The following is a 22854-nucleotide window of genomic DNA, read 5'->3' on the forward strand; positions in this document are numbered from 1 at the left end:
ATCTGCGGATCATAGGCGTTGACATTCAATCACCCAACTGATATTATATTCAAGTGTGCCTGACATCTGTACTTTGGAGGATATGATTATCATGTCTTATGAAAAAGTAGAGCGGGCCAAGGAGCTGACTATCGGCATCAAGCAGACGATGAAAGCCGTGGAACACCAGCAGGTGGATACGGTCTTTATCGCCACAGACGCTGATCGCCGTCTGACCCAAAAGGTTGAGCTCCTTTGCAAAGAGAAGGGTGTGCCAGTCATCTACGTCGATTCCATGCGCCGCCTGGGCAAAGCGTGCGGAATCGAGGTGGGAGCGGCAACTGCCGCGATCAAGAAGAGTGGTTAACGATGTTTTTGTTGGCGATCCCTGTGGGTTGCTTGCAAAGACTTTCTATTTGACCCAAAAATGACTCACCTGGATCTGTGGTCTTGAGATTGGGTAATAAGAAGGGAGGTAACATCCATGCCTACAATGAACCAATTGGTGCGCAAAGGTCGCAAGGACAAGGTTGTGAAGTCGAAGTCCCCTGCTCTGCAAAAAGGGTACAACAGCTTCAAGAAAACCCAAACCAACCAAAGCTCTCCTCAAAAACGCGGTGTCTGCACTCGTGTGGGTACCATGACTCCGAAGAAGCCGAACTCCGCGCTGCGTAAATACGCGCGTGTGCGTTTGACCAACGGCATTGAGGTTACAGCTTACATTGGTGGTATTGGCCACAACCTGCAAGAACACAGCGTGGTTCTGGTTCGCGGCGGCCGTGTAAAAGACCTGCCGGGGGTTCGTTATCACATCGTCCGCGGTGCGCTTGACACTGCCGGTGTGAACAACCGCAAGCAAGGTCGTTCCAAATACGGTACCAAACGTCCGAAACCGGGCCAAGCTGCAGCGAAAAAATAACAATTATCGCCTGAGAGAAAAGGCGTGAGAAAAAATTAAACAGAAGGAGGGAATACGATGCCTCGTAAAGGTCCTGTAGCCCGTCGTGACGTGCTGCCTGATCCGATCTACAACAGCAAGCTGGTTACCCGACTGATCAACAAGCTGATGTACGACGGCAAGCGCGGTGTTGCGCAAAACATCCTGTACAATGCTTTCAAGATTGTTGAGGAGCGCACTGGTCGCAACCCGATGGAAGTATTCGAAGAAGCGCTGAAAAACATCATGCCCGTACTGGAAGTTAAAGCTCGCCGTGTCGGCGGTGCCAACTACCAAGTACCGGTTGAGGTGAAGCCGGAGCGCCGTACCACTCTCGGTCTGCGCTGGCTGGTAAACTACGCGCGTACCCGTGGTGAGAAAACCATGGAACAGCGTCTCGCTGCGGAAATCATCGACGCGGCTAACAACACTGGTGCAGCAGTGAAAAAGCGTGAGGACACGCACAAGATGGCTGAAGCAAACAAAGCGTTTGCACACTATCGCTGGTAGTATCCAAAGCGGGTGTCCGCTTTGGATACCCGTATATTCCCACACTCGAGTATGGAAGGAGCATACCACATGGCTCGCGAGTTCTCTCTGCCGAATACGCGAAACATCGGTATCATGGCTCACATCGATGCCGGTAAGACGACTACCACCGAGCGTATTCTTTTCTACACGGGTCGCGTTCACAAGATTGGTGAAACGCACGAAGGTGCGGCGACCATGGACTGGATGGAGCAAGAACAAGAGCGCGGTATCACCATCACTTCTGCTGCTACCACAGCGCAATGGAAAGGTCACCGCATCAACATCATCGACACGCCTGGTCACGTAGACTTCACTGTAGAGGTTGAACGTTCTCTTCGCGTACTCGATGGTGCTGTTACGGTGTTCGATGCGAAAGGTGGCGTAGAACCGCAGACGGAAACGGTATGGCGCCAAGCTGACCGTTACGGTGTACCTCGTATCTGCTACGTAAACAAAATGGACATCATCGGCGCCAACTTCGACATGTGCGTCGAGCAAATCAAGACCCGTCTGGGTGCAAATCCGGTTCCGATCCAATATCCGATCGGTGCGGAAGACCAGTTCGTCGGCATGGTTGACCTGATTACGATGAAGGCGATCATCTACACCGACGACCTGGGCAAAACCTCCGACGAGACGGAAATCCCTGCCGAGCTGAAAGACAAGTGCGAAGAGCTGCATATGCAACTTGTTGAGGCAGCTGCCGAGCAGGACGAAGAATTGATGATGAAGTATCTGGAAGGCGAAGAGCTGACTGTTGATGAAATCAAGGCGGCTCTGCGCAAAGGTACCATCGAGTGCAAAATCACTCCGGTACTGTGCGGTTCTTCCTACCGCAACAAAGGGGTTCAGCCGATGCTGGACGCAGTCGTAGCTTATCTGCCGTCCCCGGTTGACATCCCGGCGATCAAGGGCGTTCTGCCTGATTCCGAGGAAGAAGTGACCCGTCCGGCTGACGACAATGGTCCGTTCGCCGCTCTGGCGTTCAAGATCATGACCGACCCGTACGTGGGTAAACTGACCTTCTTCCGCGTGTACTCCGGCGTACTGAGCTCCGGTTCCTACGTGCTCAACTCCACCAAAGGCAAGCGCGAGCGCATCGGCCGTATCCTGCAGATGCACGCAAACCACCGCGAGGAAATCAGCCAGGTTTACTCCGGTGATATTGCCGCTGCCGTTGGTTTGAAAGACACGACGACCGGCGACACGCTCTGCGACGAGAAGGCACCGGTTATCCTGGAGTCCATGACCTTCCCAGAGCCGGTTATCTCCGTTGCGATCGAGCCGAAGTCCAAGGCAGACCAGGACAAAATGGGTATGGCGCTCGCCAAACTGGCAGAGGAAGACCCGACCTTCAAAACCTATACAAACGAAGAAACCGGTCAAACAATTATTGCCGGTATGGGTGAGCTCCACCTGGAGATCATCGTCGATCGCCTGAAGCGCGAATTCAAAGTGGATGCGAACGTAGGTGCACCTCAGGTTGCTTACCGCGAAACCTTCCGCGGCACCGCAAAAGTGGAAGGGAAATTCGTTCGCCAGTCCGGTGGCCGCGGTCAATACGGTCACGTTTGGGTGGAATTCTCTCCGCTCGAGCCGGGCCAAGGCTTCGAATTCGAGAACAAGATCGTCGGTGGCGTAGTGCCGAAGGAATACATTCCGGCGGTACAAGCAGGTATCGAAGAAGCGATGCAAAACGGTGTTCTTGCCGGATTCCCGCTCGTCGATATCAAAGCGACGCTGTTTGACGGTAGCTACCACGACGTCGACTCCTCCGAGATGGCGTTCAAAGTGGCTGGTTCTCTCGCGCTGAAAGAAGCGGCGAAGAAATGTAACGCGGTTCTTCTCGAGCCGATCATGAAAGTGGAAGTAACCGTGCCGGAAGAGTACATGGGTGACGTAATGGGTGACCTGAACTCCCGCCGCGGCCGCATCGAAGGTATGGAAGCTCGCGCAAACGCGCAAGTCATCCGCGCCATGGTGCCGCTGTCCGAGATGTTCGGCTACTCCACCGTACTGCGATCCCGTACGCAAGGCCGCGGTACTTACTCCATGGTGATCGACCACTACGAAGAAGTACCGAAGTTCATTGCCGATGAAATCATCAAGAAGTCCAAAGGTGAATAATCGGTTGGACTGACTTTATCTTGAAACGAGAAAGGTTTACAATATTGAGGGGACAACCGTTGATAGGGTAAACCTTTCTTCACCCTATAAAACCCTTATCATTTAAGGAGGATTCAACTCTCATGGCAAAAGAAAAGTTCGAACGTACGAAACCGCACGTTAACATTGGTACGATCGGTCACGTTGACCACGGTAAAACCACTCTGACTGCTGCCATCACCACCGTTCTGGCTCAACAAGGTAAAGCCAAAGCTATGGCGTATGACAGCATCGACGCTGCTCCGGAAGAAAAAGAGCGCGGTATTACCATCAACACCGCTCACGTTGAGTATGAAACGGAAAACCGTCACTATGCTCACGTTGACTGCCCGGGCCACGCTGACTACGTGAAAAACATGATTACCGGTGCTGCTCAAATGGACGGCGCTATCCTGGTTGTGTCCGCTGCTGACGGTCCGATGCCGCAAACTCGCGAGCACATCCTGCTGTCCCGCCAAGTAGGCGTTCCGTACATCGTTGTATTCATGAACAAATGCGACATGGTTGACGACGAAGAGCTGCTGGAACTGGTTGAAATGGAAATTCGCGACCTGCTCTCCCAATACGAGTTCCCGGGCGACGAAATTCCGGTTATCAAAGGTTCCGCAAAAGAAGCTCTGGACAACCCGTCTGGCGAATGGGCTAAGAAAATCCTCGAACTGATGGAAGCTGTAGACAACTACATTCCGACTCCGGAACGCGCTACCGACAAACCGTTCCTGATGCCGGTTGAGGACGTATTCACCATTACCGGTCGTGGTACTGTTGCTACCGGTCGTGTAGAGCGCGGTACTGTTAAAGTGGGTGACCCTGTAGAAATCGTGGGTCTGGCTGAAGAAACCAAATCCACTACCGTAACCGGCGTGGAAATGTTCCGCAAACTGCTGGATCAAGCTGAAGCGGGTGACAACATCGGTGCCCTGCTGCGCGGTGTTGAGCGTAAAGACATCGAGCGCGGTCAAGTTCTGGCTAAACCGGGTTCCGTTACTCCGCACACCAAATTCAAAGCGGAAGTATACGTTCTGTCCAAAGAAGAGGGCGGCCGTCACACTCCGTTCTTCTCCAACTACCGTCCGCAATTCTACTTCCGCACCACTGACGTTACCGGTATCATCCAACTGCCGGAAGGCGTTGAAATGGTAATGCCGGGCGACAACACCGAGTTCACCGTTGAACTGATCGCACCGGTTGCGATGGAGCAAGGTACTCGCTTCGCTATCCGCGAAGGTGGCCGTACCGTTGGTGCTGGCGTAGTATCCTCCATCATCGAGTAATTCCACTCACAAACAAACCCGACAGCGTAGGCTGTCGGGTTTTTTCATTTACCTAACAACACAAGACGACGCAAGCGTATGAGCATTTGCTACGCTTGTTTGTCGTCTGGTTCCCATTGATTGACCATGTGGTAGGCTGTCAGTCTGAGGCGTTCGAAAATGTGATGGCGCACCTCTCCTTCCAGACCAATGCGATCCATCGCTTCGCTCATGCAGGCGAGCCACGCCTCCGCCCGCTTCGGCGTAATCGGAAAGCGCATGTGGCGGGCGCGCATCATCGGATGGCCGTATCGGTCGCTGTACAGCGTCGGCCCCCGAGAAACTGGGTCAGAAACATATACTGCTTTTCCTTGATCTCGGTAAAGTCCTCCGGAAACAGGGGGGCCAGATCGGGATGCTCCTTGACCAAATCGTAAAACGTATCCACCAGGCGGGACAGCGTTTCCGCTCCGCCGATCAGCTCATAAGGTGTCTGTAACGGTTGGAACATCGGATTACCTCCTTTGCGTGTTGCCGTTCAAGATGGCAGCAGCACACATGCGTGTACATCCTTCAGTATAACGCGTTTCCTCAATAAATAAAGAAGAGGGAGCACATGAGCAGCCAAATCCGAATTGCCCTTCTTAGTTTTATAGGAGTTTCAATCCCTTTCGCTCTGCCGGATTCTCCAATCCAGATTGCCCCTAATAACAGGACGGCACCGACAAGCTGCTGCACGGTCATCTGCTCACCGATAACCAGCGCCGAGATCACTAAAGACGTGAGGGGGGCGATGTAGCTCAATACAGCGATGCTTTGGCCGTGCAGTCCTTTCATTCCGGCAAAGAAAAAATAAAAACCGATCCCGCCATGGACGATGCTGAATTTCATTTGCCAGCCGATCCCGCTTGCAATCGCACGGGGACTTTGGGTAAGATAGGCAAAGTGAGCCGCTCTCCGGGCTCACATGGTACGAGAATGCATCGGCACGCAGGTGGAAGCGGGGGAACAGCAGGAAAACCCTTGTGCAGCAAGAAAAAACTTGCGTTGCCCAGTGCATTTTAGTACAATATTGAATGTTGGTCATGGACTTGCGATGATGTGGGAGGTTGCTGACACACCCGGCCCCTTTGCCATGACCGGGGTGCAGGATATTTCCACGGAGAAATGTCCGTTTATAAAATGGGCGAAAAAGGAGGGACTAAAATGGCAAAACAAAAGATTCGTATTCGTTTAAAGGCGTACGATCACAAAATCCTCGATCAGTCTGCTGAGAAAATCGTAGACACCGCGAAGCGTTCCGGTGCCAGCGTATCCGGTCCGATTCCGCTTCCGACGGAAAAAGCAGTGTACACGATTCTCCGCGCTGTTCACAAGTACAAAGACTCTCGTGAACAGTTTGAAATGCGTACGCACAAGCGTTTGATCGACATTCTGAATCCGACGCCGCAAACGGTTGATGCGCTGATGCGCCTGGATCTGCCGTCCGGTGTGGACATCGAGATCAAACTGTAAGGTAGTAAATGTGATACACGCGCGGGCGTTGTCTTAACGAACGCGAAATACCAAGTCTTCAAACCCCGTAAACGGCACCCCTGCGCATCGGCAGGGACTTGATACAACATGATTGTTTTTTTGGAGATAAGTACAGGAGGTGGCACACATGACCAAAGGAATCTTAGGGAAAAAACTTGGCATGACGCAAGTTTTTAGTCCGAACGGAGCAGCAATCGCTGTTACGGTTATCGAAGCTGGTCCTTGCGTCGTTCTGCAAAAGAAGGATCAAGAGAACGATGGCTATGAAGCGATCCAACTCGGCTTCGAAGACAAGAAAGAACAGCGTGCGAATAAACCGGAAAAAGGACATGCAGCGAAAGCAAACACTGCACCTAAGCGCTTCATTCGCGAAATTCGCGGAGTAAACCTCGCAGATTACGAGGTTGGTCAAGAACTGAAAGCTGACATTTTTGCCGAAGGAGAATTCGTAGACGTTGCCGGAGTAACCAAAGGGAAAGGTTTCCAAGGTGCCATCAAGCGCCACAACCAAGCCCGCGGTCCGATGTCTCACGGTTCCCGTTACCATCGTGGACCTGGTTCCCTCGGTGCGATCGCTCCGAACCGCGTATTCAAGGGTCAAACCCTGCCGGGTCAAATGGGTGGCGACAACGTAACCATCCAAAACCTGGAGATCGTTAAGGTAGATGCGGATCGCAACCTGATTCTGGTGAAAGGCTCCGTGCCTGGCCCGAAAAACAGCTACGTTGTAGTATCCACGGCAGTCAAGAAGAACAAGTAAGGAAAGGAGGAACTGACATGCCAAAAGTAGCTCTTTACAACCAAGCTGGTTCTCAAGTGGGCGAAATCGAGCTGGCTGATAGCGTGTTCGGCATCGAGCCCAACAACGCTGTGCTCTTCGACGCAATCGTGATGCAGCAAGCTTCCCAACGCCAGGGCACTCACGATGTGAAGAACCGTTCTGAAGTAAGAGGTGGTGGCCGCAAACCGTGGCGCCAAAAAGGTACAGGCCGTGCACGCCAAGGTTCCATTCGCGCTCCGCAATGGAAAGGCGGCGGTGTTGTGTTTGGTCCGACTCCGCGTAAATACGGCTACAAACTGAATCGCAAAGTTCGTCGTCTGGCGCTGAAATCCGCGCTGTCCGCGAAAGTGCAAAACAACGAACTGCTGGTTCTGGACGCGCTGAATATCCCGGCTCCGAAAACCAAGGATATGAAGGCTGTCCTGAACAACCTGAAAGTAGATCGCAAAGTGCTGATCGTAACCTCCGAATTCGATCAAAACGTAGCGCTCTCTTCCCGCAACATCCCGGGTGCGAAGTTCGTAGATGCTGCTGGCATTAACGTTCTCGACCTGGTGGCGCACGATAAAGTAATCGTAACGAAAGATGCGGTTGCGAAAGTAGAGGAGGTGCTCGCCTAATGAAGAGCCTTCACGACATCATCAAGCGCCCTGTCATTACGGAGCGCACCACCGACATGATGGCTGAGAAGAAGTACGTTTTTGAAGTACCTCTCAAAGCGAACAAAACCGAGATCAAGCAAGCGGTGGAGAAAGTGTTTGGCGTGAAAGTTGCGGCAGTCAACACCATGCGTGTTCCTGCGAAACCGAAGCGCTATGGCAAATACTCCGGTTACACCTCCGAGTGGAAAAAGGCGATCGTTAAGCTGACTGAAGACAGCAAAGAGCTGACGTTCTACGAAGGTGTATAACCCCGACGGCTACAGAAAAGGAGGGAATTTACATGGGTATCAAAAAGTTTAAACCGACTTCTCCTGGTCGTCGCCAAATGACGGTTTCTACTTTCGAGGAGATCACCAAGTCGACTCCTGAAAAATCCCTGTTGGCGCCCCTGACCAAAAAAGCAGGCCGCAACAACCAAGGGAAAATCACCGTTCGTCATCAAGGTGGCGGTCATAAACGCAAATATCGCATCATCGACTTCAAACGCAACAAAGACGGCATCGTAGGCCGTGTAGCTTCCATCGAGTACGACCCGAACCGTTCTGCCAATATCGCGCTGATCAACTACCTGGACGGTGAAAAGCGCTACATCATCGCGCCGCTGGGTCTGAAAGTAGGCGACGAGATCATCTCCGGTCCGGATGCCGACATCAAAATCGGTAACGCTCTGCCGCTGGAAAACATTCCGGTTGGTACGACGATCCACAACATCGAGCTGAAACCTGGCAAAGGCGGCCAACTGGTTCGTGCAGCCGGCGCATCCGCTCAACTGCTCGGCCGTGACGGCGATTTCGTTATCGTACGTCTCTCTTCCGGTGAGACTCGCCGCATTCACAACAACTGCCGCGCAACCATCGGTCAAGTCGGCAACCTCGACCATGAGCTGATCAACATCGGTAAAGCAGGTCGTGCCCGCTGGCTGGGTATCCGTCCGACTGTTCGCGGTAGCGTAATGAACCCGAACGATCACCCGCACGGTGGTGGTGAAGGTCGCGCTCCGATCGGTCGCAAAGCACCTGTTACTCCTTGGGGTAAACCTACTCTGGGTCTCAAAACCCGCAAGAAGAAAAACAAATCCGATCAGTACATTATTCGCCGCCGCAAGAAGTAAGGTCGGCTTTAGACAATTAACCGAACGCCTTTGGCGAAGGGAGGTTCACTTATGGGACGCAGCTTGAAGAAAGGTCCTTTCGTGGATGACCACTTGATGAAAAAAGTTGTTGAGCTGAACGAGAAAAACGAGAAGCGCGTGATTAAAACCTGGTCTCGCCGTTCGACCATCTTCCCGGATTTCGTCGGACACACGTTTGCCGTGTACGATGGCCGCAAGCATGTACCGGTATACGTAACGGAAGACATGGTTGGTCATAAACTGGGTGAATTTGCACCAACTCGTACCTTCAAGGGTCACGTCGACAACGACAAGAAATCCAAGAAGCGCTAATTTTCTCTTGACAGAGAGGAGGTACAAAGATGGAAGCTAAAGCAGTTGCTCGCTATATTCGCATCGCTCCTCGTAAAGTTCGCCTGGTGGTTGACTTGATTCGAGGCAAGCAGGTGGGGGAAGCACTGGCGATCCTGAAGCACACGCCGAAAGCAGCTTCTCCTGTTGTTGAGAAACTCCTGAAATCGGCTATCGCCAACGCTGAGCACAACTACGAGATGGACCCGAACAATCTGGTAGTTGGCAAGATCTTCGTTGACCAAGGTCCAACCTTGAAACGGTTCCGTCCGCGTGCTCAGGGCCGTGCTACCCGCATCAACAAACGCACGAGCCACATCACTGTCGTACTAAACGAGAAATAAGGAGGGATTACGTGTGGGTCAAAAGGTAAGCCCGGTTGGTCTTCGCATTGGCATTATTCGCGACTGGGAGTCCAAATGGTACGCTGACAAGGACTTCGCTACGCTCTTGCACGAAGACCTGAAAATCCGCAAATACATTAAAGGGCGTCTGAAAGATGCTGCTGTATCCACCATTGAAATCGAACGCGCAGCGAACCGCGTGAACGTAACGATTCACACCGCTAAGCCTGGCATGGTAATCGGTAAAGGCGGTGCAGAAGTTGAAGTGTTGCGCAAAGAGCTGTCGAAAATGATCGACCCTCGCAAGCGCGTTCACATCAACATCAACGAAGTGAAAAAACCGGATCTGGATGCTACCCTGGTAGCTGAAAATATCGCTCGTCAACTGGAAAACCGCATTTCTTTCCGTCGCGCGCAAAAGCAAGCCATCTCCCGCACCATGCGTGCAGGCGCGAAAGGGATCAAAACACTGGTCAGCGGTCGTCTTGGCGGTGCTGACATCGCACGTTCCGAAGGTTACAGCGAAGGTACCGTTCCGCTTCACACGCTGCGCGCTGACATTGACTACGGCACGGCTGAAGCTCACACCACCTATGGTCGTATCGGCGTAAAAGTGTGGATCTATCGCGGAGAAGTCCTTCCGACGAAAAAGAACGCCGCTACTGAGGAAGGAGGCAAGTAATCATGTTGATGCCGAAACGCGTGAAACACCGCAAACAACATCGTGGTAAATTGCACGGTAACGCAAAAGGCGGAACCACGGTTGCATTCGGTGAATACGGTCTGCAAGCTCTGGAGCCGGCATGGGTGACCAACCGTCAAATCGAGGCTGCCCGTATCGCGATGACTCGTTACATCCGCCGTGGCGGTAAAGTATGGATCAAAATCTTCCCTGACAAGCCAGTAACGCAAAAGCCGCTGGAAGTACGGATGGGTTCCGGTAAAGGTTCTCCTGAGCACTGGGTAGCGGTAGTGAAGCCTGGCAAGATCATGTTCGAACTTGCCGGCGTACCTGAAGAAACCGCTCGCGAAGCAATGCGCTTGGCTATGCACAAACTGCCGATCAAGTGCAAGTTCGTGAAGCGTGAAGAAGTGGGTGGTGACGCACATGAAGGCTAATGAGTTCCGCAATTTGACCACTGCCGAGATCGAACAAAGCATTGCCTCTTTGAAAGAAGAATTGTTCAACCTTCGTTTCCAGTTGGCTACCGGTCAACTCGAAAACACAGCTCGCATCAAGCAAGTACGTAAGGATATCGCTCGTGCGAAAACCATCCTGCGCCAAAGAGAATTGGGAATCGGCTAAGAAAGGAAGGAGGTTTGAACAATGACCGCACAACGCAATATGCGTAGAACGATGGTAGGTCGTGTCGTTTCCGACAAAATGGATAAAACCATTGTGGTTTTGGTTGAGACCTACAAAAAGCACCCGCTGTACGGCAAGCGCGTGAAATACTCCAAAAAGTTCAAGGCTCACGACGAGAACAACACGGCAAAAGTGGGCGACATCGTGGAAATCATGGAAACTCGTCCGCTGTCCAAAGACAAGCGCTTCCGCTTGGTACGCATCGTCGAAGAGGCAGTAATTGTATAAGCTAGATTTTCGGGTAAACACATCCGAAAGGAGGAACAGTAAATGATCCAAACTCAGACGAGATTGGCTGTTGCTGACAACTCCGGTGCAAAAGAACTCATGTGCATCAAGGTTCTGGGTGGTTCCGGTCGCAAAACGGCGAACATCGGTGACGTAATCGTGTGCTCCGTTAAATCCGCTACACCCGGCGGCGTTGTCAAGAAAGGTCAAGTAGTAAAAGCGGTTGTGGTACGCAGCGTACGTGGCGTTCGCCGTCCGGACGGTTCCTACATCCGTTTTGACGAAAATGCAGCGGTTATCATCCGTGATGACAAATCTCCTCGCGGAACCCGTATCTTTGGACCGGTTGCTCGTGAACTCCGCGAGAAAGATTTCATGAAGATCATCTCTCTGGCTCCAGAGGTTATCTAATCTGAACGGAAATACTCAGGTAGTTTGTTCGATAGGAGGTGCACCACGCGATGCACGTAAAGAAAGGCGATACTGTCATCGTAATTGCGGGCAAAGACAAAGGCAAAAAAGGTCGCGTTCTCGCTGCATATCCGAAGAAAGAGCGCGTTCTGGTTGAAGGTATCAACCTCGTGAAAAAACACACCCGTCCGTCTCAAACCAATCCGCAAGGCGGCATTGTAACTCAAGAAGCTCCGATTCACGTTTCCAACGTATCTCTGATCGATCCGAAGTCTGGCAAACCTACTCGCATCGGTTACAAGGTACTGGAAAACGGCAAAAAAGTTCGGTACGCGAAAAAATCTGGCGAAGTTATCGACAAGTAGTCAGATCGGAAAGGAGGATGTCCTAGATGGCAGCAAGATTGAAAGAAAAATACCTGAAAGAAATCGTGCCTGGCCTGATGAGCAAGTTTAACTACTCGTCCGTCATGCAGGTTCCGAAAGTGGAAAAAGTAATCATCAACATGGGCGTGGGTGAAGCGGTAGGCAACGCCAAGGCGCTGGATTCCGCAGTAGAAGACCTGCAAACCATCGCTGGTCAAAAACCGGTTGTAACCCGTGCGAAAAAATCCATCGCCGGTTTCAAACTGCGTGAAGGCATGGCAATCGGCGCGAAAGTAACTCTGCGCGGCGAACGCATGTATCACTTCCTCGACAAACTGATGAACGTTGCACTTCCGCGCGTGCGCGACTTCCGCGGCGTTTCCTCCAAAGCGTTTGACGGTCGCGGCAACTACACCCTCGGTCTGAAAGAACAGCTGATCTTCCCGGAGATCGAGTACGACAAGATCGACAAGGTACGCGGGATGGACATCGTCATCGTCACTTCCGCCAAAACGGACGAAGAGGCACGTGAACTGCTGACTCAAATGGGTATGCCATTCCGTAAATAAACCCCATCGTAAGGAGGGAAGAATGTGGCAAAGAAATCGATGATCGTCAAGCAACAACGGAAACCGAAATTTAAGGTTCGCGCTTACACCCGTTGCGAGCGCTGCGGCCGTCCTCACTCCGTGTTGCGCAAATTCAAGCTCTGCCGTATTTGCTTCCGTGAACTTGCTTACAAAGGCCAAATCCCTGGCGTGAAAAAAGCAAGCTGGTAATTTGAAACGGGAAGGAGGTTCTCTCTCATGGTTATGACTGATCCAATCGCTGATATGCTTACCCGCATTCGCAATGCCAACATGGTTCGCCACGAGAAAGTGGAAATTCCGGCGTCCACCATCAAGAAGGAAATCGCTCGCATCCTGAAAGAAGAAGGATTCATTCGCGATGCGGAATTCATTGAAGACAACAAACAAGGGATTATCCGTGTGTTCCTGAAATACGGCCCGAACAACGAGCGCGTTATCACTGGTCTGAAGCGTATCTCCAAACCGGGTCTGCGCGTGTACGCGAAAAGCAACGAGATCCCGAAAGTTCTCGGCGGTCTGGGTATTGCCCTGATCTCCACGTCTGCCGGCGTGATGACCGACAAACAAGCACGTCAAGCACACGTGGGTGGCGAGGTTCTCGCTTACGTTTGGTAATTACTGATTGAAAAGCACAGGAGGTGCACCACATGTCTCGTGTCGGTAAAAAACCGATCGTGGTCCCTGCAGGCGTTACCCTCACTCTGAACGGTTCCGAGCTGACGGTAAAGGGCCCTAAGGGTACACTTGTTCGTAAATTCCATCCAGATATGAAAATTAACATCAACGATAATGAAGTTATCGTTGAACGTCCTAGCGACAACAAACTGCACCGTTCCCTGCACGGTACGACGCGTGCACTGATCGCCAACATGGTAACGGGCGTATCCGAAGGCTTCTCCCGTACGCTGGAGCTGGTGGGTGTCGGTTACCGTGCCGCGAAGTCCGGCAAGGGCGTAACTCTTTCTCTCGGTTTCTCCCATCCGGTAGAGATCACTCCTGAAGAGGGGATCGAAATCGAAGTACCGAACCAAACCACGCTGGTGGTAAAAGGCATCGACAAGGAGCGCGTAGGCCAAGTTGCTGCCGAAATCCGCTCGATCCGCAAACCTGAACCGTACAAAGGCAAAGGGATCAAGTACAGCGATGAAGTGGTTCGCCGCAAAGAAGGCAAAAAGGGTAAATAAGCTTCGTAGTTTCATGAGAAGGGAGGCCGCGTAATGTTTACGAAACCTGATAAAAACAAAGCTCGGAAAAAACGCCATCTGCGTATCCGCAAGCGCGTCGTAGGTTCTGCTGCACGTCCGCGCCTGAACGTATTCCGTTCTTCCAAGCACATCTACGCTCAACTGATTGACGATGTGGCCGGTCACACACTGGCAGCTGCATCCTCGCTGGATAAAGAGCTGGGCCTGAAAAACGGCGCAAACGTGGAAGCTGCTGCAGCAGTTGGCGCGCTGATCGCAAAACGCGCTAAGGAAAAAGGCCTGACCGAAGTGGTCTTTGACCGTGGCGGTTACATCTATCATGGACGCATCAAAGCACTGGCAGAAGCAGCTCGCGAAGCTGGCCTGCAATTCTAACAACAAGGAGGGTAAGGAATGCGTATCGACCCTAGCAAATTAGAGCTGGAAGAAAAAGTAGTCGCCGTTAACCGCGTTGCGAAAACGGTTAAGGGTGGCCGTCGCATGAGCTTCAGCGCCCTGGTTGTTGTCGGCGACCGCAACGGTCATGTAGGCGCCGGTATGGGGAAAGCGCAAGAAGTTCCGGACGCCATTCGCAAGGCGATTGAAGACGCTAAGAAAAAACTGATCCGCGTACCGCTGAAAGGAACGACGATTCCGCACGAAGTCCTGTGCCATTTCGGCTCCGGCAAAGTGCTGATCAAGCCGGCTTCCGAGGGTACCGGAGTTATCGCCGGCGGTCCTGTCCGCGCGGTACTGGAGCTTGCTGGTGTAGGCGACGTATTGAGCAAGTCTCTCGGTTCCAACAACCCCATCAACATGGTCAACGCTACGCTGGAAGGCCTCAGCCGCCTGAAAACAGCGGAAGAAGTCGCAAAACTGCGCGGTAAGACTGTTGACGAGTTGCTGGGTTAATAAGGAGGGAATGAACATGGCAAAACTGCAAATCACCCTCAAGCGCAGTCTGATCGGACGCACCGTCGATCAAAAGGATACCGTCAAAGCACTGGGTCTCCGCAAAATTCACCAAACTGTTGTGAAGGAAGACAATCCGGCAATCCGCGGGATGATCTTCAAAGTGAAGCACCTGGTTGAAGTAAAAGAAGTAGAAGCGTAATCACCATTTTTAAAAGGTTAGGAGGTGCAAGGAATGAAATTGCATGAACTGAAACCTGCAGAAGGATCCCGTCACACTCGTAAACGCGTCGGTCGCGGTATCGGTAGCGGTACCGGCAAAACCGCCGGCAAAGGTCACAAAGGTCAAAACGCTCGTTCCGGCGGTGGTGTTCGCCCTGGTTTCGAGGGTGGTCAAAACCCGCTGTACCGTCGTCTGCCTAAGCGCGGTTTCACCAACATCAATCGCAAGGAATACGCGATTGTGAGCCTGGACGCGCTGAACCGTTTTGAAGAAGGCACTGTGGTGACGCCTGAACTGCTGAAAGAAACTGGCGTTATTTCCGCTCTGCGTGACGGTGTAAAAGTTCTTGCCAACGGCGAACTGAACGTGAAGCTGACCGTAAAAGCTCACAAGTTCTCCGCTGCAGCTGCTGAGAAGATCGCTCAAGTCGGTGGAACAGCCGAGGTGATCTAATGTTAGCCTCGCTCACTAACATTTTTAAGATAGGCGACCTGCGTCGTAAGGTTCTGTTTACACTGATGATGCTGGTCGTCTTCCGAATCGGGAGCTTCGTTCCTGTCCCCAACGTGAATGTCGAGTTGTTTCAGCAGAACACGAACCACCTGCTGGGGTTGTTGAACACCTTCTCCGGCGGGGCGCTGCAAAACTTCTCGATTTTTGCGATGGGGATCATGCCGTACATCACGGCATCGATCATCATGCAGCTCCTGTCCATGGATGTGGTGCCGAAGTTTACGCAGTGGGCCCGTGAAGGGGAAGTGGGCCGCCGCAAGATTGCGACGGTGACCCGTTACTTCACGGTGGTCCTCGCCCTCATCCAATCGGTGGGGATGACCATCGGTTTTAACAACATGGCGCCTGGTTTGCTGAATGACACGTCCATTGGCAGTTATGCATTGATTGCCATCACCCTTACAGCAGGGACTGCATTTTTGATGTGGATGGGCGAACAAATTACGGAGAAAGGGATCGGCAACGGGATTTCGATCATCATCGTGGCCGGGATCGTGGCCAACATCCCGACCGGCGTCACGACGATTTACACGTCCCAGTTCAGCGATCCAAGCCAAAATTTGTTCTTTAGTATCGTGAAGGTACTGCTCATTCTGCTGGTGATCATCGCCATTATCGTCGGGGTCATTTTCATGCAGCAAGGTGTGCGCAAGATTCCGGTACAGTACGCCAAACGCGTGGTCGGCCGCAAAATGTACGGTGGTCAATCCACGCACATCCCGCTGAAGATTAACTCGGCCGGTGTGATTCCGGTAATCTTCGCCGTCTCGCTGGTGATTTTCCCCTCAACCATTGCACAGTTCTGGGTGGATCCATCAGGAACGGGAATCGCCAACTGGATTTACACGCATTTCCAACCCAGCGCACCGTTTGGGATGACGCTCTACGCGTTCTTGATCATCGGGTTCACCTACTTCTACACCTTTGTACAGATTAATCCTGTACAACTGGCGGAGAACATGAAGAAAAATGGCGGTTACATTCCTGGTATCCGACCCGGTAAAAACACTGAGGTGTACATTACCCGTACGTTGAACCGTTTGACACTGGCGGGCGCTCTGTTCCTGATGGTGATTTCCATCATGCCATTCTTCTTCAGCAAGCTGGCCAACCTGCCGCAGTCGATTTACATCGGCGGTACGTCGCTGCTGATCGTGATCGGGGTTGCACTCGATACGATGAAGCAGATCGAAAGCCAGATGATCAAGCGCCACTACCAAGGGTTCATCAAGTAACCGAGGTGTTGAAAAGCTTTCTTCAGCCCGATTGGTGTCTGCGTGATGCCGCGTTGAAGCTTTTTGCACGGGACGGAGGGAATGGACGTGAATATAATTCTGATGGGTTTGCCTGGGGCCGGTAAAGGTACGCAGGCGGAACGAATCGTAAAAGAGTTTGGCATCCCGCACATCTCGACTGGCGACATGTTCCGGGCAGCGGTCAAAAACGAGACGCCGCTCGGACTTGAAGCCAAATCCTACATGGATAAAGGGCTGCTCGTCCCCGATGAGATCGTCATCGGGATCGTGCGGGAGCGCCTGGCAATGGATGATTGTGCAAAGGGATTCCTGCTCGACGGGTTTCCGCGCACAGTGCCGCAGGCGGAGGCATTGACGGCTACTTTGAAGGAGCTGGGCCGCGAGATCGACCATGTGATCAATATCAACGTTCGCCGGGAGTTGCTGATCGAACGTCTGACCGGTCGCTGGATCTGCCCGATTTGCGGAGCGAGCTACCACACGCTGTTCAATCCGCCAAAGGAAGCAGGCGTGTGCGACAAGGATGGCGGCAAGCTGTTCCAACGCGATGACGACAAGCCGGAAGTGGTGGCACAGCGCCTCGATGTCAACATCGCCCAAACACAACCGCTCATCGACTACTACGTTGAGCAAGGCCTCCTGCGAAACATCAATGGTGAACAGGATATCCAGGTCGTATTCGCGGAAATTACGTCTGTGTTGCGAGGGTAAGAGAGCATGATCATCCTGAAGTCGAAAGCAGAGCTTGAGGTTATGCGCGAAGCTGGTCGGATCGTCGCACTCACCCATCAAGAGCTGGCCAAGGCCATCAAGCCTGGCGTGACGACAAAGCAACTGGACGAACTCGCCGAAACCTTTATCCGCAGCATGGGAGCCATTCCATCGTTCAAAGGCTACGGTGGCTTTCCAGGAAGTATCTGTACTTCAGTCAATGAAGAACTCGTACACGGGATCCCAGGAAAACGGACGTTGCAAGAAGGAGACATCATCAGCATCGACATCGGTGCCCAGTTCCAAGGGTATCATGGAGACTCCGCTTGGACGTATCCGGTCGGCAACATTTCGGAAGAAGATCAGCGTTTGCTGCGAGTGACGGAAGAGTCGCTGTACAAAGGGCTGGAGAAAGCCATGCCTGGTGCGCGGCTGTCTGACATTTCCCACGCGATACAGATCCACGCAGAGGCTGCCGGCTTCACGCTCGTTCGCGAGTATGTGGGGCATGGGATCGGGCAAAACTTGCACGAAGACCCTCAGGTTCCCAACTACGGTCCGCCTGGACGCGGTCCACGGTTGAAACCGGGAATGGTGTTGGCAGTCGAACCAATGGTCAACGCCGGCGAACGTTATGTCCGCACTTTGGAGGACAATTGGACGGTTGTGACAGTGGATCGAAAGAATTGTGCTCATTTTGAACACACCATCGCGATAACGGAAGAAGGCTATGAGATTTTAACGCGGGCGTAGCCGATGCCCAGCTTCGCTTCGGAATTGTCGTCCAACGTGTCGACGTTAAGTTCGTTGTGTGAGCCAAACGCAAAAACTCATGGTCTGACTGAAGACAGAGGAAAGGAGAGCTTGCCATGGCAAAAGACGATGTGATTGAAGTGGAAGGTACGGTAATCGAGCCTTTGCCGAATGCGATGTTTCGGGTAGAATTAGAGAATGGGCACAAGGTGCTCGCTCACGTCTCCGGAAAGATTCGCATGCACTTTATCCGCATTCTGCCTGGGGATAAGGTAACGGTTGAACTGTCGCCGTACGACTTGACACGCGGACGCATTACGTACCGCTACAAATAAGCGAAACCCCTAGAAGAGGGAGGCAAGAACCATGAAAGTGAGACCTTCGGTTAAACCGATTTGCGAAAAGTGCAAGGTTATCCGTCGGAAAGGCAACGTAATGGTTATTTGTGAAAATCCTAAGCATAAGCAAAAACAAGGGTAATCAAGGAGGTGCTTTTAACACATGGCACGTATTGCAGGCGTTGACTTGCCTCGCGAAAAGCGCGTGGAAATCGCTCTTACCTATATCTTTGGTATTGGCCGTCCCACGTCCCAAAAAATTCTGGCCGCTACTGGCGTAAATCCGGATACTCGCGTTCGTGACCTGACCGAAGAAGAAGTCAGCAAACTGCGCGATTACATCGACAAGAACCTGAAAGTGGAAGGCGACCTTCGCCGTGAGGTCTCCCTGCACATCAAGCGTCTGATGGAAATCGGTTGCTACCGCGGCATCCGTCACCGCCGTGGCCTGCCGGTTCGCGGTCAACGCACGAAAACCAACGCTCGTACGCGCAAAGGCCCGCGCCGTACTGTAGCGAACAAGAAGAAGTAAAGGAGGGTAATTGGACATGGCGAAAAGAAAACAAGCGACTGCTACTCGTACCCGTCGTCGTGATCGCAAAAACGTGGAAGTCGGCGTAGCACACATCCGCTCCACGTTTAACAACACGATCGTAACCATCACTGATCCGCACGGCAACGCAATTTCCTGGTCCAGTGCTGGTGCCCTCGGCTTCAAGGGCTCCCGCAAGAGCACGCCGTTCGCTGCGCAAATGGCTGCTGAAGCCGCTGCGCGCGCAGCAATGGAGCACGGCATGCGTTCTTGCGAAGTGCTGGTAAAAGGACCGGGCGCAGGCCGTGAAGCTGCGATCCGTTCCCTGCAAGCAGCAGGTCTGGAAGTAAACATGATCAAAGACGTGACACCGATTCCGCACAACGGTTGCCGTCCGCCAAAACGTCGCCGCGTGTAACGGGTTTATATCGTTCAGAACATGTCCATACTAGAATGGTAAATTCTGATTCAATGGCTTGTCATGCACGCAAACGGTAAACCGCCGGGGAAATTCCTGAGTGGGCTGGATCAGCCCACCCAAGAATTTCGACGTTTTGAAGGAGGGTTTGTTTAATGATAGAAATAGAAAAACCGAAGATCGAGGTTGTGGAAGTAAGCGACGACAACTCGTACGGGAAGTTCGTTGTTGAACCTCTGGAGCGCGGATACGGTACCACTCTTGGCAACTCGCTGAGACGGATTCTCCTCTCGTCTTTGCCAGGCGCGGCAGTGCGCACCGTTCAAATTGACGGGGTCCTTCACGAGTTCTCTACGGTTGAAGGCGTTGTGGAAGATGTGACGGAGATTATCCTGAACATCAAGGGCCTGGCACTGAAGATTCATTCCGATGAAGAAAAAGTCATCGAGATTGACGCAGAGGGCGAAGGCGTCGTCAAAGCGGGAGATATCCGCGCCGACAGCGATGTGGAGATCTTGAACCCTGATCTTCACATTGCAACGTTAGCAAATGGCGGTCGTCTGCATATTCGTATGACAGCTGGACGTGGACGTGGATATGTTCAAGCAGATGGTAACAAATCGGAAGACCAACCGATCGGTGTGATTCCGATTGATTCGATTTATACGCCGATCAAGCGTGTCAACTATCAAGTGGAAAATACCCGCGTCGGGCAAATGACCAACTATGACAAGTTGACGCTTGAAGTATGGACAAACGGCAGCATCAGTCCGGAAGAAGCCGTTAGTCTCGGCGCCAAAATCATGACGGAGCATCTCAACCTGTTTGTCGGCTTGACCGATGAGGCGAAAGATGCGGAAATCATGGTGGAAAAGGAAGAGGACAAGAAGGAGAAAGTGCTCGAGATGACCATCGAAGAGCTCGACCTCTCTGTCCGTTCCTACAACTGCTTGAAGCGTGCCGGTATCAATACCGTGCAAGAGCTGACGCAGAAGACCGAAGAGGACATGATGAAAGTGCGCAACCTGGGCCGCAAATCCCTGGAAGAAGTGCAGGAAAAGCTGGCTGAGTTGGGCTTGTCCCTGCGCAGCGACGACTAGGGCAGGCTGAATGCGCCTGAACTCCGTCCTCACGGGTATTCCCTCTGGAGAGGGGATTTCAGATCTGGCTCGCGAAAGCCACAGCTGAGCGATGTCAGTGTGAAAAAGGAGGTAAGAACATGGCATACCGTAAATTGGGTCGTCGTAGCGCAGCGCGCAAAGCGCTGTTCCGCGACTTGGTAACCGACCTGATCATTAACGAGCGCATTGAAACTACTGAGATGAAGGCGAAAGAACTGCGCTCCATCGCTGAGCAAATGATTACGCTGGCCAAGCGCGGTGACCTGCATGCTCGCCGTCAAGTCGCTGCTTTCGTTCGCAAGGAAGTAGCGAATGAAGAAGGCCGCGATGCGGTTCAAAAGCTGTTCGATGAGATCGCGCCTCGTTACAAAGAGCGCAACGGCGGTTACACCCGTATTCTGAAGACAGGTCCTCGCCGCGGCGACGCAGCACCGATGGCGTACATCGAATTCGTGTAATAACACAGATTGATTGTGAAAAAGGGTGGGGACAGACTCTGGTCTTAGGCTGGACTCTGATTCATGCCCTTTTTTCTTTTCTTGTTCAATTCCCTGTCCAAGGCTGGGAGGATGTGAGCGCCTCATGAAGGAGGAACAACTGCTGGCTTTCCAGGGCGTCTCTTTTGCCTACGAGAGCGAGGTAGGAGCTGCCGCACCGGTGCTGAACGGGATCGACGTGGAGATTGCCAAAGGCACTTTTGTCTCCGTACTCGGTCCCAACGGCTCGGGCAAGTCGACGCTGGCCAAGCTGTCAAACGGTCTCCTGCTTCCAAACGAGGGAGCTGTGATCGTCAGCGGCATGGACACCAGGGACGGCGAGTTGCTCTGGGAAGTGCGCCGCCACGTCGGCATGGTGTTTCAAAATCCGGACAATCAGATTGTGGGGGCCACCGTGGAGGATGATGTGGCATTTGGCCTGGAAAACATGGGCGTGCAGCCGGACGAGATGCGCCGCCGTGTGGACGAGGCGCTGGCGGCCGTCGGGATGGAGCGCCACCTGCACGACCAACCCCACCACCTGTCAGGCGGTCAGAAGCAGCGGGTGGCGATTGCCGGCATCATGGCGATGCGCCCATCCGTGATTATTCTGGACGAGGCGACAGCGATGCTGGACCCCCAAGGACGGCGTGATGTGCTGGCCTTGGCCCGCAGGCTCAACCGGGAAGAGGGAATTACGGTGGTAAATATCACCCATTTTCCCGAGGAAGCCGTCTTTTCCGACCGGGTCATCGTCATGAGCGGCGGGCGGATCGAGTTGGACGGTTCCCCTTCCGAGGTGTTTGCCCAGCCGGAGCGTCTGCAGGAGTTGGGTTTGGACGTGCCGTTTGCCGTCCGGCTTCGCCGTGCGCTGGCGGACGAGGGGGTACAGCTTCCGTTTGTACTGCACCAAGAGGAGCTGGTGGAGCACCTATGCAGATTACTTTTGACCAGGTAAGCCACATCTACGCAAGAGGAACGCCGTTTGAACGGCTGGCGCTGCGCGACGTCTCGCTGACGATTCCGTCGGGCTCGTTTGTGGGCATTATCGGCCAGACGGGGTCGGGCAAGTCCACACTGATCCAGCACCTCAACGGTCTGCTGCAGCCGACGTCGGGGACGATTACCCTGGGGGACGTCAAGGTGACCCCGCGGGAAAAAATGCCCCATGCCCGCCGGCGCGACATCGGTCTCGTCTTTCAGTACCCGGAGTACCAGTTGTTTGAAGAAACAGTGGCCAAGGATGTGGCGTTTGGGCCGCTCAACTTTGACATGCCGCCGGAGTTGGTGGAGATTCGGGTCCGGGAGGCGCTCGAAATCGTGGGACTCGACTATGATTGGGTCAAGGACCGCTCCCCGTTTCAGCTGAGCGGCGGGCAGATGCGGCGTGTGGCGATTGCCGGCGTATTGGCGATGCAGCCCAAGGTGCTGGTATTGGACGAACCCACGGCAGGGCTTGATCCCGCCGGGCGCAAGGCGATTTTGGAAGGCATATACCGGATTCATCGCGAACAACGGCTCACCACCGTACTGGTCACGCACAGCATGGAGGAAGCGGCCCGCTACGCCGACCGGCTGATTGTCATGGCAGAGGGACAGGCCGTGCTGGAAGGCAGCCCGGATGAGGTGTTCGCGAACGCCGTTCGGCTGCGGGAACTGGCGCTGGACGTGCCGGAGACAGTGGCGCTGGTCACGCAATTGAACCAACGGCTGCCGGAAGCGGAGCGGCTGCCTTCGTCCCTCTATCGGGAGGAAGCGCTGATCGAACAACTGTTGGCCCGGCTGTCCGTGACAAAGGAGCGATAG

General features: G+C 53.2%; 38 protein-coding genes and 1 pseudogene. 37 read left to right on the forward strand and 2 right to left on the reverse strand.

The features are described from left to right. The first annotated feature begins 91 nt into the window (after positions 1–91). The 5 genes from IRT44_RS06320 (at position 92) to tuf (ending at position 4887) form a co-directional block, all read left to right on the forward strand. Positions 92–346: a 50S ribosomal protein L7ae-like protein gene (locus IRT44_RS06320; RefSeq protein ID WP_171567156.1), complete on the forward strand. Its 255-nt coding sequence runs from the start codon at positions 92–94 to the stop codon at positions 344–346. 117 nt (positions 347–463) lie between these two features. Next, positions 464–898, forward strand: a complete 435-nt coding sequence (gene rpsL / locus IRT44_RS06325; protein WP_029101076.1) for a 30S ribosomal protein S12 — start codon at positions 464–466, stop codon at positions 896–898. Positions 899–955: 57 nt separating this feature from the next. Beyond that, on the forward strand, positions 956–1426 hold the full coding sequence (gene rpsG, locus IRT44_RS06330) for a 30S ribosomal protein S7 (RefSeq protein ID WP_029101075.1): 471 nt from the start codon (positions 956–958) through the stop codon (positions 1424–1426). Positions 1427–1495: 69 nt separating this feature from the next. Beyond that, positions 1496–3574 carry an elongation factor G gene (gene fusA, locus IRT44_RS06335; RefSeq protein ID WP_230077637.1) on the forward strand — a complete coding sequence of 693 codons (2079 nt, stop codon included), beginning with the start codon at positions 1496–1498 and terminating at the stop codon, positions 3572–3574. A gap of 122 nt (positions 3575–3696) precedes the next feature. Next, positions 3697–4887, forward strand: coding sequence for an elongation factor Tu (tuf, locus tag IRT44_RS06340; RefSeq protein ID WP_171567158.1), 1191 nt, complete (start codon positions 3697–3699; stop codon positions 4885–4887). 89 nt (positions 4888–4976) lie between these two features. Here tuf and IRT44_RS06345 read toward each other — a convergent pair. Together IRT44_RS06345 and IRT44_RS06350 are read right to left on the reverse strand one after the other, a co-directional pair. After that, positions 4977–5377: pseudogene (locus tag IRT44_RS06345) on the reverse strand (globin). 80 nt (positions 5378–5457) lie between these two features. Further along, the gene (locus IRT44_RS06350) at positions 5458–5781 is read right to left on the reverse strand and encodes an EamA family transporter (RefSeq protein WP_326838949.1); all 324 of its coding nucleotides are present in this window, start codon (positions 5779–5781) and stop codon (positions 5458–5460) included. Between the two features lie 291 nt (positions 5782–6072). Between IRT44_RS06350 and rpsJ the strand changes: the two genes are divergently transcribed. The 32 genes from rpsJ (at position 6073) to IRT44_RS06510 (ending at position 22854) form a co-directional block, all read left to right on the forward strand. Then, entirely contained in the window at positions 6073–6381 is a 309-nt protein-coding gene (rpsJ, locus tag IRT44_RS06355) for a 30S ribosomal protein S10 (RefSeq protein WP_029101070.1), read from the forward strand. A 148-nt stretch (positions 6382–6529) separates the two neighbouring features. Continuing rightward, positions 6530–7162, forward strand: coding sequence for a 50S ribosomal protein L3 (gene rplC, locus IRT44_RS06360; protein ID WP_171567160.1), 633 nt, complete (start codon positions 6530–6532; stop codon positions 7160–7162). A 17-nt stretch (positions 7163–7179) separates the two neighbouring features. After that, entirely contained in the window at positions 7180–7803 is a 624-nt protein-coding gene (gene rplD / locus IRT44_RS06365) for a 50S ribosomal protein L4 (RefSeq protein ID WP_171567161.1), read from the forward strand. After that, entirely contained in the window at positions 7803–8093 is a 291-nt protein-coding gene (gene rplW / locus IRT44_RS06370) for a 50S ribosomal protein L23 (protein ID WP_029101067.1), read from the forward strand. The genes rplD and rplW overlap by 1 nt, the downstream gene beginning before the upstream one ends. Before the next feature lie 32 nt (positions 8094–8125). Continuing rightward, entirely contained in the window at positions 8126–8956 is an 831-nt protein-coding gene (gene rplB, locus IRT44_RS06375; RefSeq protein ID WP_171567162.1) for a 50S ribosomal protein L2, read from the forward strand. Positions 8957–9007: 51 nt separating this feature from the next. After that, complete coding sequence (gene rpsS, locus IRT44_RS06380) at positions 9008–9289, forward strand: 30S ribosomal protein S19 (protein ID WP_171567163.1); 282 nt, start codon at positions 9008–9010, stop codon at positions 9287–9289. 29 nt (positions 9290–9318) lie between these two features. Beyond that, positions 9319–9651 (forward strand): 50S ribosomal protein L22, encoded by a 333-nt coding sequence (rplV, locus tag IRT44_RS06385; RefSeq protein WP_171567164.1) that lies wholly within the window; start codon positions 9319–9321, stop codon positions 9649–9651. A 13-nt stretch (positions 9652–9664) separates the two neighbouring features. After that, positions 9665–10333, forward strand: a complete 669-nt coding sequence (gene rpsC / locus IRT44_RS06390; RefSeq protein WP_171567165.1) for a 30S ribosomal protein S3 — start codon at positions 9665–9667, stop codon at positions 10331–10333. 2 nt (positions 10334–10335) lie between these two features. Continuing rightward, positions 10336–10770 (forward strand): 50S ribosomal protein L16, encoded by a 435-nt coding sequence (gene rplP, locus IRT44_RS06395; protein WP_171567166.1) that lies wholly within the window; start codon positions 10336–10338, stop codon positions 10768–10770. After that, positions 10760–10957 (forward strand): 50S ribosomal protein L29, encoded by a 198-nt coding sequence (gene rpmC / locus IRT44_RS06400; RefSeq protein ID WP_171567167.1) that lies wholly within the window; start codon positions 10760–10762, stop codon positions 10955–10957. The genes rplP and rpmC overlap by 11 nt, the downstream gene beginning before the upstream one ends. 21 nt (positions 10958–10978) lie before the next feature. After that, positions 10979–11245, forward strand: coding sequence for a 30S ribosomal protein S17 (gene rpsQ, locus IRT44_RS06405; protein ID WP_029101060.1), 267 nt, complete (start codon positions 10979–10981; stop codon positions 11243–11245). A gap of 42 nt (positions 11246–11287) precedes the next feature. Then, positions 11288–11656 carry a 50S ribosomal protein L14 gene (rplN, locus tag IRT44_RS06410; RefSeq protein WP_171567168.1) on the forward strand — a complete coding sequence of 123 codons (369 nt, stop codon included), beginning with the start codon at positions 11288–11290 and terminating at the stop codon, positions 11654–11656. A 50-nt stretch (positions 11657–11706) separates the two neighbouring features. Further along, positions 11707–12021, forward strand: coding sequence for a 50S ribosomal protein L24 (rplX, locus tag IRT44_RS06415; RefSeq protein ID WP_171567169.1), 315 nt, complete (start codon positions 11707–11709; stop codon positions 12019–12021). A 26-nt stretch (positions 12022–12047) separates the two neighbouring features. Then, the gene (gene rplE, locus IRT44_RS06420) at positions 12048–12590 is read left to right on the forward strand and encodes a 50S ribosomal protein L5 (protein ID WP_171567170.1); all 543 of its coding nucleotides are present in this window, start codon (positions 12048–12050) and stop codon (positions 12588–12590) included. 24 nt (positions 12591–12614) lie between these two features. Further along, complete coding sequence (locus IRT44_RS06425) at positions 12615–12800, forward strand: type Z 30S ribosomal protein S14 (RefSeq protein WP_171567171.1); 186 nt, start codon at positions 12615–12617, stop codon at positions 12798–12800. A gap of 27 nt (positions 12801–12827) precedes the next feature. Next, positions 12828–13226: a 30S ribosomal protein S8 gene (gene rpsH, locus IRT44_RS06430; protein ID WP_171567172.1), complete on the forward strand. Its 399-nt coding sequence runs from the start codon at positions 12828–12830 to the stop codon at positions 13224–13226. 32 nt (positions 13227–13258) lie between these two features. Next, positions 13259–13795 carry a 50S ribosomal protein L6 gene (gene rplF / locus IRT44_RS06435; RefSeq protein ID WP_171567173.1) on the forward strand — a complete coding sequence of 179 codons (537 nt, stop codon included), beginning with the start codon at positions 13259–13261 and terminating at the stop codon, positions 13793–13795. A gap of 33 nt (positions 13796–13828) precedes the next feature. Then, on the forward strand, positions 13829–14191 hold the full coding sequence (gene rplR, locus IRT44_RS06440) for a 50S ribosomal protein L18 (RefSeq protein WP_065067637.1): 363 nt from the start codon (positions 13829–13831) through the stop codon (positions 14189–14191). Between the two features lie 18 nt (positions 14192–14209). Beyond that, a complete protein-coding gene (gene rpsE, locus IRT44_RS06445; protein ID WP_065067638.1) occupies positions 14210–14707 on the forward strand; it encodes a 30S ribosomal protein S5 in 498 nt (165 codons plus the stop codon). 16 nt (positions 14708–14723) lie between these two features. Continuing rightward, entirely contained in the window at positions 14724–14909 is a 186-nt protein-coding gene (rpmD, locus tag IRT44_RS06450) for a 50S ribosomal protein L30 (protein WP_029101052.1), read from the forward strand. Positions 14910–14942: 33 nt separating this feature from the next. Beyond that, on the forward strand, positions 14943–15383 hold the full coding sequence (gene rplO / locus IRT44_RS06455) for a 50S ribosomal protein L15 (RefSeq protein ID WP_171567174.1): 441 nt from the start codon (positions 14943–14945) through the stop codon (positions 15381–15383). Then, on the forward strand, positions 15383–16678 hold the full coding sequence (gene secY, locus IRT44_RS06460; protein ID WP_171567175.1) for a preprotein translocase subunit SecY: 1296 nt from the start codon (positions 15383–15385) through the stop codon (positions 16676–16678). The genes rplO and secY overlap by 1 nt, the downstream gene beginning before the upstream one ends. Before the next feature lie 87 nt (positions 16679–16765). After that, positions 16766–17410: an adenylate kinase gene (locus IRT44_RS06465; protein WP_171567176.1), complete on the forward strand. Its 645-nt coding sequence runs from the start codon at positions 16766–16768 to the stop codon at positions 17408–17410. A gap of 6 nt (positions 17411–17416) precedes the next feature. After that, on the forward strand, positions 17417–18163 hold the full coding sequence (gene map / locus IRT44_RS06470) for a type I methionyl aminopeptidase (protein WP_171567177.1): 747 nt from the start codon (positions 17417–17419) through the stop codon (positions 18161–18163). 116 nt (positions 18164–18279) lie between these two features. Continuing rightward, a complete protein-coding gene (infA, locus tag IRT44_RS06475) occupies positions 18280–18498 on the forward strand; it encodes a translation initiation factor IF-1 (RefSeq protein WP_003333772.1) in 219 nt (72 codons plus the stop codon). A 31-nt stretch (positions 18499–18529) separates the two neighbouring features. Continuing rightward, positions 18530–18643, forward strand: coding sequence for a 50S ribosomal protein L36 (gene rpmJ, locus IRT44_RS06480; protein ID WP_003333770.1), 114 nt, complete (start codon positions 18530–18532; stop codon positions 18641–18643). A gap of 21 nt (positions 18644–18664) precedes the next feature. Continuing rightward, positions 18665–19033: a 30S ribosomal protein S13 gene (rpsM, locus tag IRT44_RS06485; protein ID WP_171567178.1), complete on the forward strand. Its 369-nt coding sequence runs from the start codon at positions 18665–18667 to the stop codon at positions 19031–19033. 16 nt (positions 19034–19049) lie between these two features. Then, positions 19050–19451, forward strand: coding sequence for a 30S ribosomal protein S11 (gene rpsK / locus IRT44_RS06490; RefSeq protein ID WP_171567179.1), 402 nt, complete (start codon positions 19050–19052; stop codon positions 19449–19451). A 155-nt stretch (positions 19452–19606) separates the two neighbouring features. Then, positions 19607–20551: a DNA-directed RNA polymerase subunit alpha gene (locus IRT44_RS06495; protein WP_029101045.1), complete on the forward strand. Its 945-nt coding sequence runs from the start codon at positions 19607–19609 to the stop codon at positions 20549–20551. A gap of 119 nt (positions 20552–20670) precedes the next feature. Next, complete coding sequence (gene rplQ / locus IRT44_RS06500; protein WP_171567180.1) at positions 20671–21030, forward strand: 50S ribosomal protein L17; 360 nt, start codon at positions 20671–20673, stop codon at positions 21028–21030. A 124-nt stretch (positions 21031–21154) separates the two neighbouring features. Further along, a complete protein-coding gene (locus tag IRT44_RS06505) occupies positions 21155–22006 on the forward strand; it encodes an energy-coupling factor transporter ATPase (RefSeq protein WP_230077639.1) in 852 nt (283 codons plus the stop codon). After that, positions 21982–22854: an energy-coupling factor transporter ATPase gene (locus tag IRT44_RS06510; protein ID WP_230077640.1), complete on the forward strand. Its 873-nt coding sequence runs from the start codon at positions 21982–21984 to the stop codon at positions 22852–22854. The genes IRT44_RS06505 and IRT44_RS06510 overlap by 25 nt, the downstream gene beginning before the upstream one ends.

This window comes from Brevibacillus sedimenti (assembly GCF_020923495.1).
GTDB lineage: Bacteria > Bacillota > Bacilli > Brevibacillales > Brevibacillaceae > Brevibacillus > Brevibacillus aydinogluensis.

Excerpts from the sequence above, each read along its gene's own strand:
- rplB (WP_171567162.1), top strand. The coding sequence starts at position 8,126 with ATGGGTATCAAAAAGTTTAAACCGACTTCTCCTGGTCGTCGCCAAATG.
- rplE (WP_171567170.1), top strand. The coding sequence starts at position 12,048 with ATGGCAGCAAGATTGAAAGAAAAATACCTGAAAGAAATCGTGCCTGGC.
- rpsH (WP_171567172.1), top strand. The coding sequence starts at position 12,828 with ATGGTTATGACTGATCCAATCGCTGATATGCTTACCCGCATTCGCAAT.
- rplO (WP_171567174.1), top strand. The coding sequence starts at position 14,943 with ATGAAATTGCATGAACTGAAACCTGCAGAAGGATCCCGTCACACTCGT.
- rplW (WP_029101067.1), top strand. The coding sequence starts at position 7,803 with ATGAAGAGCCTTCACGACATCATCAAGCGCCCTGTCATTACGGAGCGC.
- rpsL (WP_029101076.1), top strand. The coding sequence starts at position 464 with ATGCCTACAATGAACCAATTGGTGCGCAAAGGTCGCAAGGACAAGGTT.
- IRT44_RS06495 (WP_029101045.1), top strand. The coding sequence starts at position 19,607 with ATGATAGAAATAGAAAAACCGAAGATCGAGGTTGTGGAAGTAAGCGAC.
- rplP (WP_171567166.1), top strand. The coding sequence starts at position 10,336 with ATGTTGATGCCGAAACGCGTGAAACACCGCAAACAACATCGTGGTAAA.
- rpmD (WP_029101052.1), top strand. The coding sequence starts at position 14,724 with ATGGCAAAACTGCAAATCACCCTCAAGCGCAGTCTGATCGGACGCACC.
- rpmC (WP_171567167.1), top strand. The coding sequence starts at position 10,760 with ATGAAGGCTAATGAGTTCCGCAATTTGACCACTGCCGAGATCGAACAA.
- map (WP_171567177.1), top strand. The coding sequence starts at position 17,417 with ATGATCATCCTGAAGTCGAAAGCAGAGCTTGAGGTTATGCGCGAAGCT.
- fusA (WP_230077637.1), top strand. The coding sequence starts at position 1,496 with ATGGCTCGCGAGTTCTCTCTGCCGAATACGCGAAACATCGGTATCATG.
- rpsQ (WP_029101060.1), top strand. The coding sequence starts at position 10,979 with ATGACCGCACAACGCAATATGCGTAGAACGATGGTAGGTCGTGTCGTT.
- rplC (WP_171567160.1), top strand. The coding sequence starts at position 6,530 with ATGACCAAAGGAATCTTAGGGAAAAAACTTGGCATGACGCAAGTTTTT.
- secY (WP_171567175.1), top strand. The coding sequence starts at position 15,383 with ATGTTAGCCTCGCTCACTAACATTTTTAAGATAGGCGACCTGCGTCGT.
- rpsG (WP_029101075.1), top strand. The coding sequence starts at position 956 with ATGCCTCGTAAAGGTCCTGTAGCCCGTCGTGACGTGCTGCCTGATCCG.
- rpsJ (WP_029101070.1), top strand. The coding sequence starts at position 6,073 with ATGGCAAAACAAAAGATTCGTATTCGTTTAAAGGCGTACGATCACAAA.
- rplQ (WP_171567180.1), top strand. The coding sequence starts at position 20,671 with ATGGCATACCGTAAATTGGGTCGTCGTAGCGCAGCGCGCAAAGCGCTG.
- rpsS (WP_171567163.1), top strand. The coding sequence starts at position 9,008 with ATGGGACGCAGCTTGAAGAAAGGTCCTTTCGTGGATGACCACTTGATG.
- rplN (WP_171567168.1), top strand. The coding sequence starts at position 11,288 with ATGATCCAAACTCAGACGAGATTGGCTGTTGCTGACAACTCCGGTGCA.
- IRT44_RS06505 (WP_230077639.1), top strand. The coding sequence starts at position 21,155 with ATGAAGGAGGAACAACTGCTGGCTTTCCAGGGCGTCTCTTTTGCCTAC.
- rpsM (WP_171567178.1), top strand. The coding sequence starts at position 18,665 with ATGGCACGTATTGCAGGCGTTGACTTGCCTCGCGAAAAGCGCGTGGAA.
- rplV (WP_171567164.1), top strand. The coding sequence starts at position 9,319 with ATGGAAGCTAAAGCAGTTGCTCGCTATATTCGCATCGCTCCTCGTAAA.
- rplF (WP_171567173.1), top strand. The coding sequence starts at position 13,259 with ATGTCTCGTGTCGGTAAAAAACCGATCGTGGTCCCTGCAGGCGTTACC.
- IRT44_RS06320 (WP_171567156.1), top strand. The coding sequence starts at position 92 with ATGTCTTATGAAAAAGTAGAGCGGGCCAAGGAGCTGACTATCGGCATC.
- rplX (WP_171567169.1), top strand. The coding sequence starts at position 11,707 with ATGCACGTAAAGAAAGGCGATACTGTCATCGTAATTGCGGGCAAAGAC.
- rpmJ (WP_003333770.1), top strand. The coding sequence starts at position 18,530 with ATGAAAGTGAGACCTTCGGTTAAACCGATTTGCGAAAAGTGCAAGGTT.
- rplR (WP_065067637.1), top strand. The coding sequence starts at position 13,829 with ATGTTTACGAAACCTGATAAAAACAAAGCTCGGAAAAAACGCCATCTG.
- rpsK (WP_171567179.1), top strand. The coding sequence starts at position 19,050 with ATGGCGAAAAGAAAACAAGCGACTGCTACTCGTACCCGTCGTCGTGAT.
- rpsE (WP_065067638.1), top strand. The coding sequence starts at position 14,210 with ATGCGTATCGACCCTAGCAAATTAGAGCTGGAAGAAAAAGTAGTCGCC.
- infA (WP_003333772.1), top strand. The coding sequence starts at position 18,280 with ATGGCAAAAGACGATGTGATTGAAGTGGAAGGTACGGTAATCGAGCCT.
- tuf (WP_171567158.1), top strand. The coding sequence starts at position 3,697 with ATGGCAAAAGAAAAGTTCGAACGTACGAAACCGCACGTTAACATTGGT.
- rplD (WP_171567161.1), top strand. The coding sequence starts at position 7,180 with ATGCCAAAAGTAGCTCTTTACAACCAAGCTGGTTCTCAAGTGGGCGAA.
- IRT44_RS06510 (WP_230077640.1), top strand. The coding sequence starts at position 21,982 with ATGCAGATTACTTTTGACCAGGTAAGCCACATCTACGCAAGAGGAACG.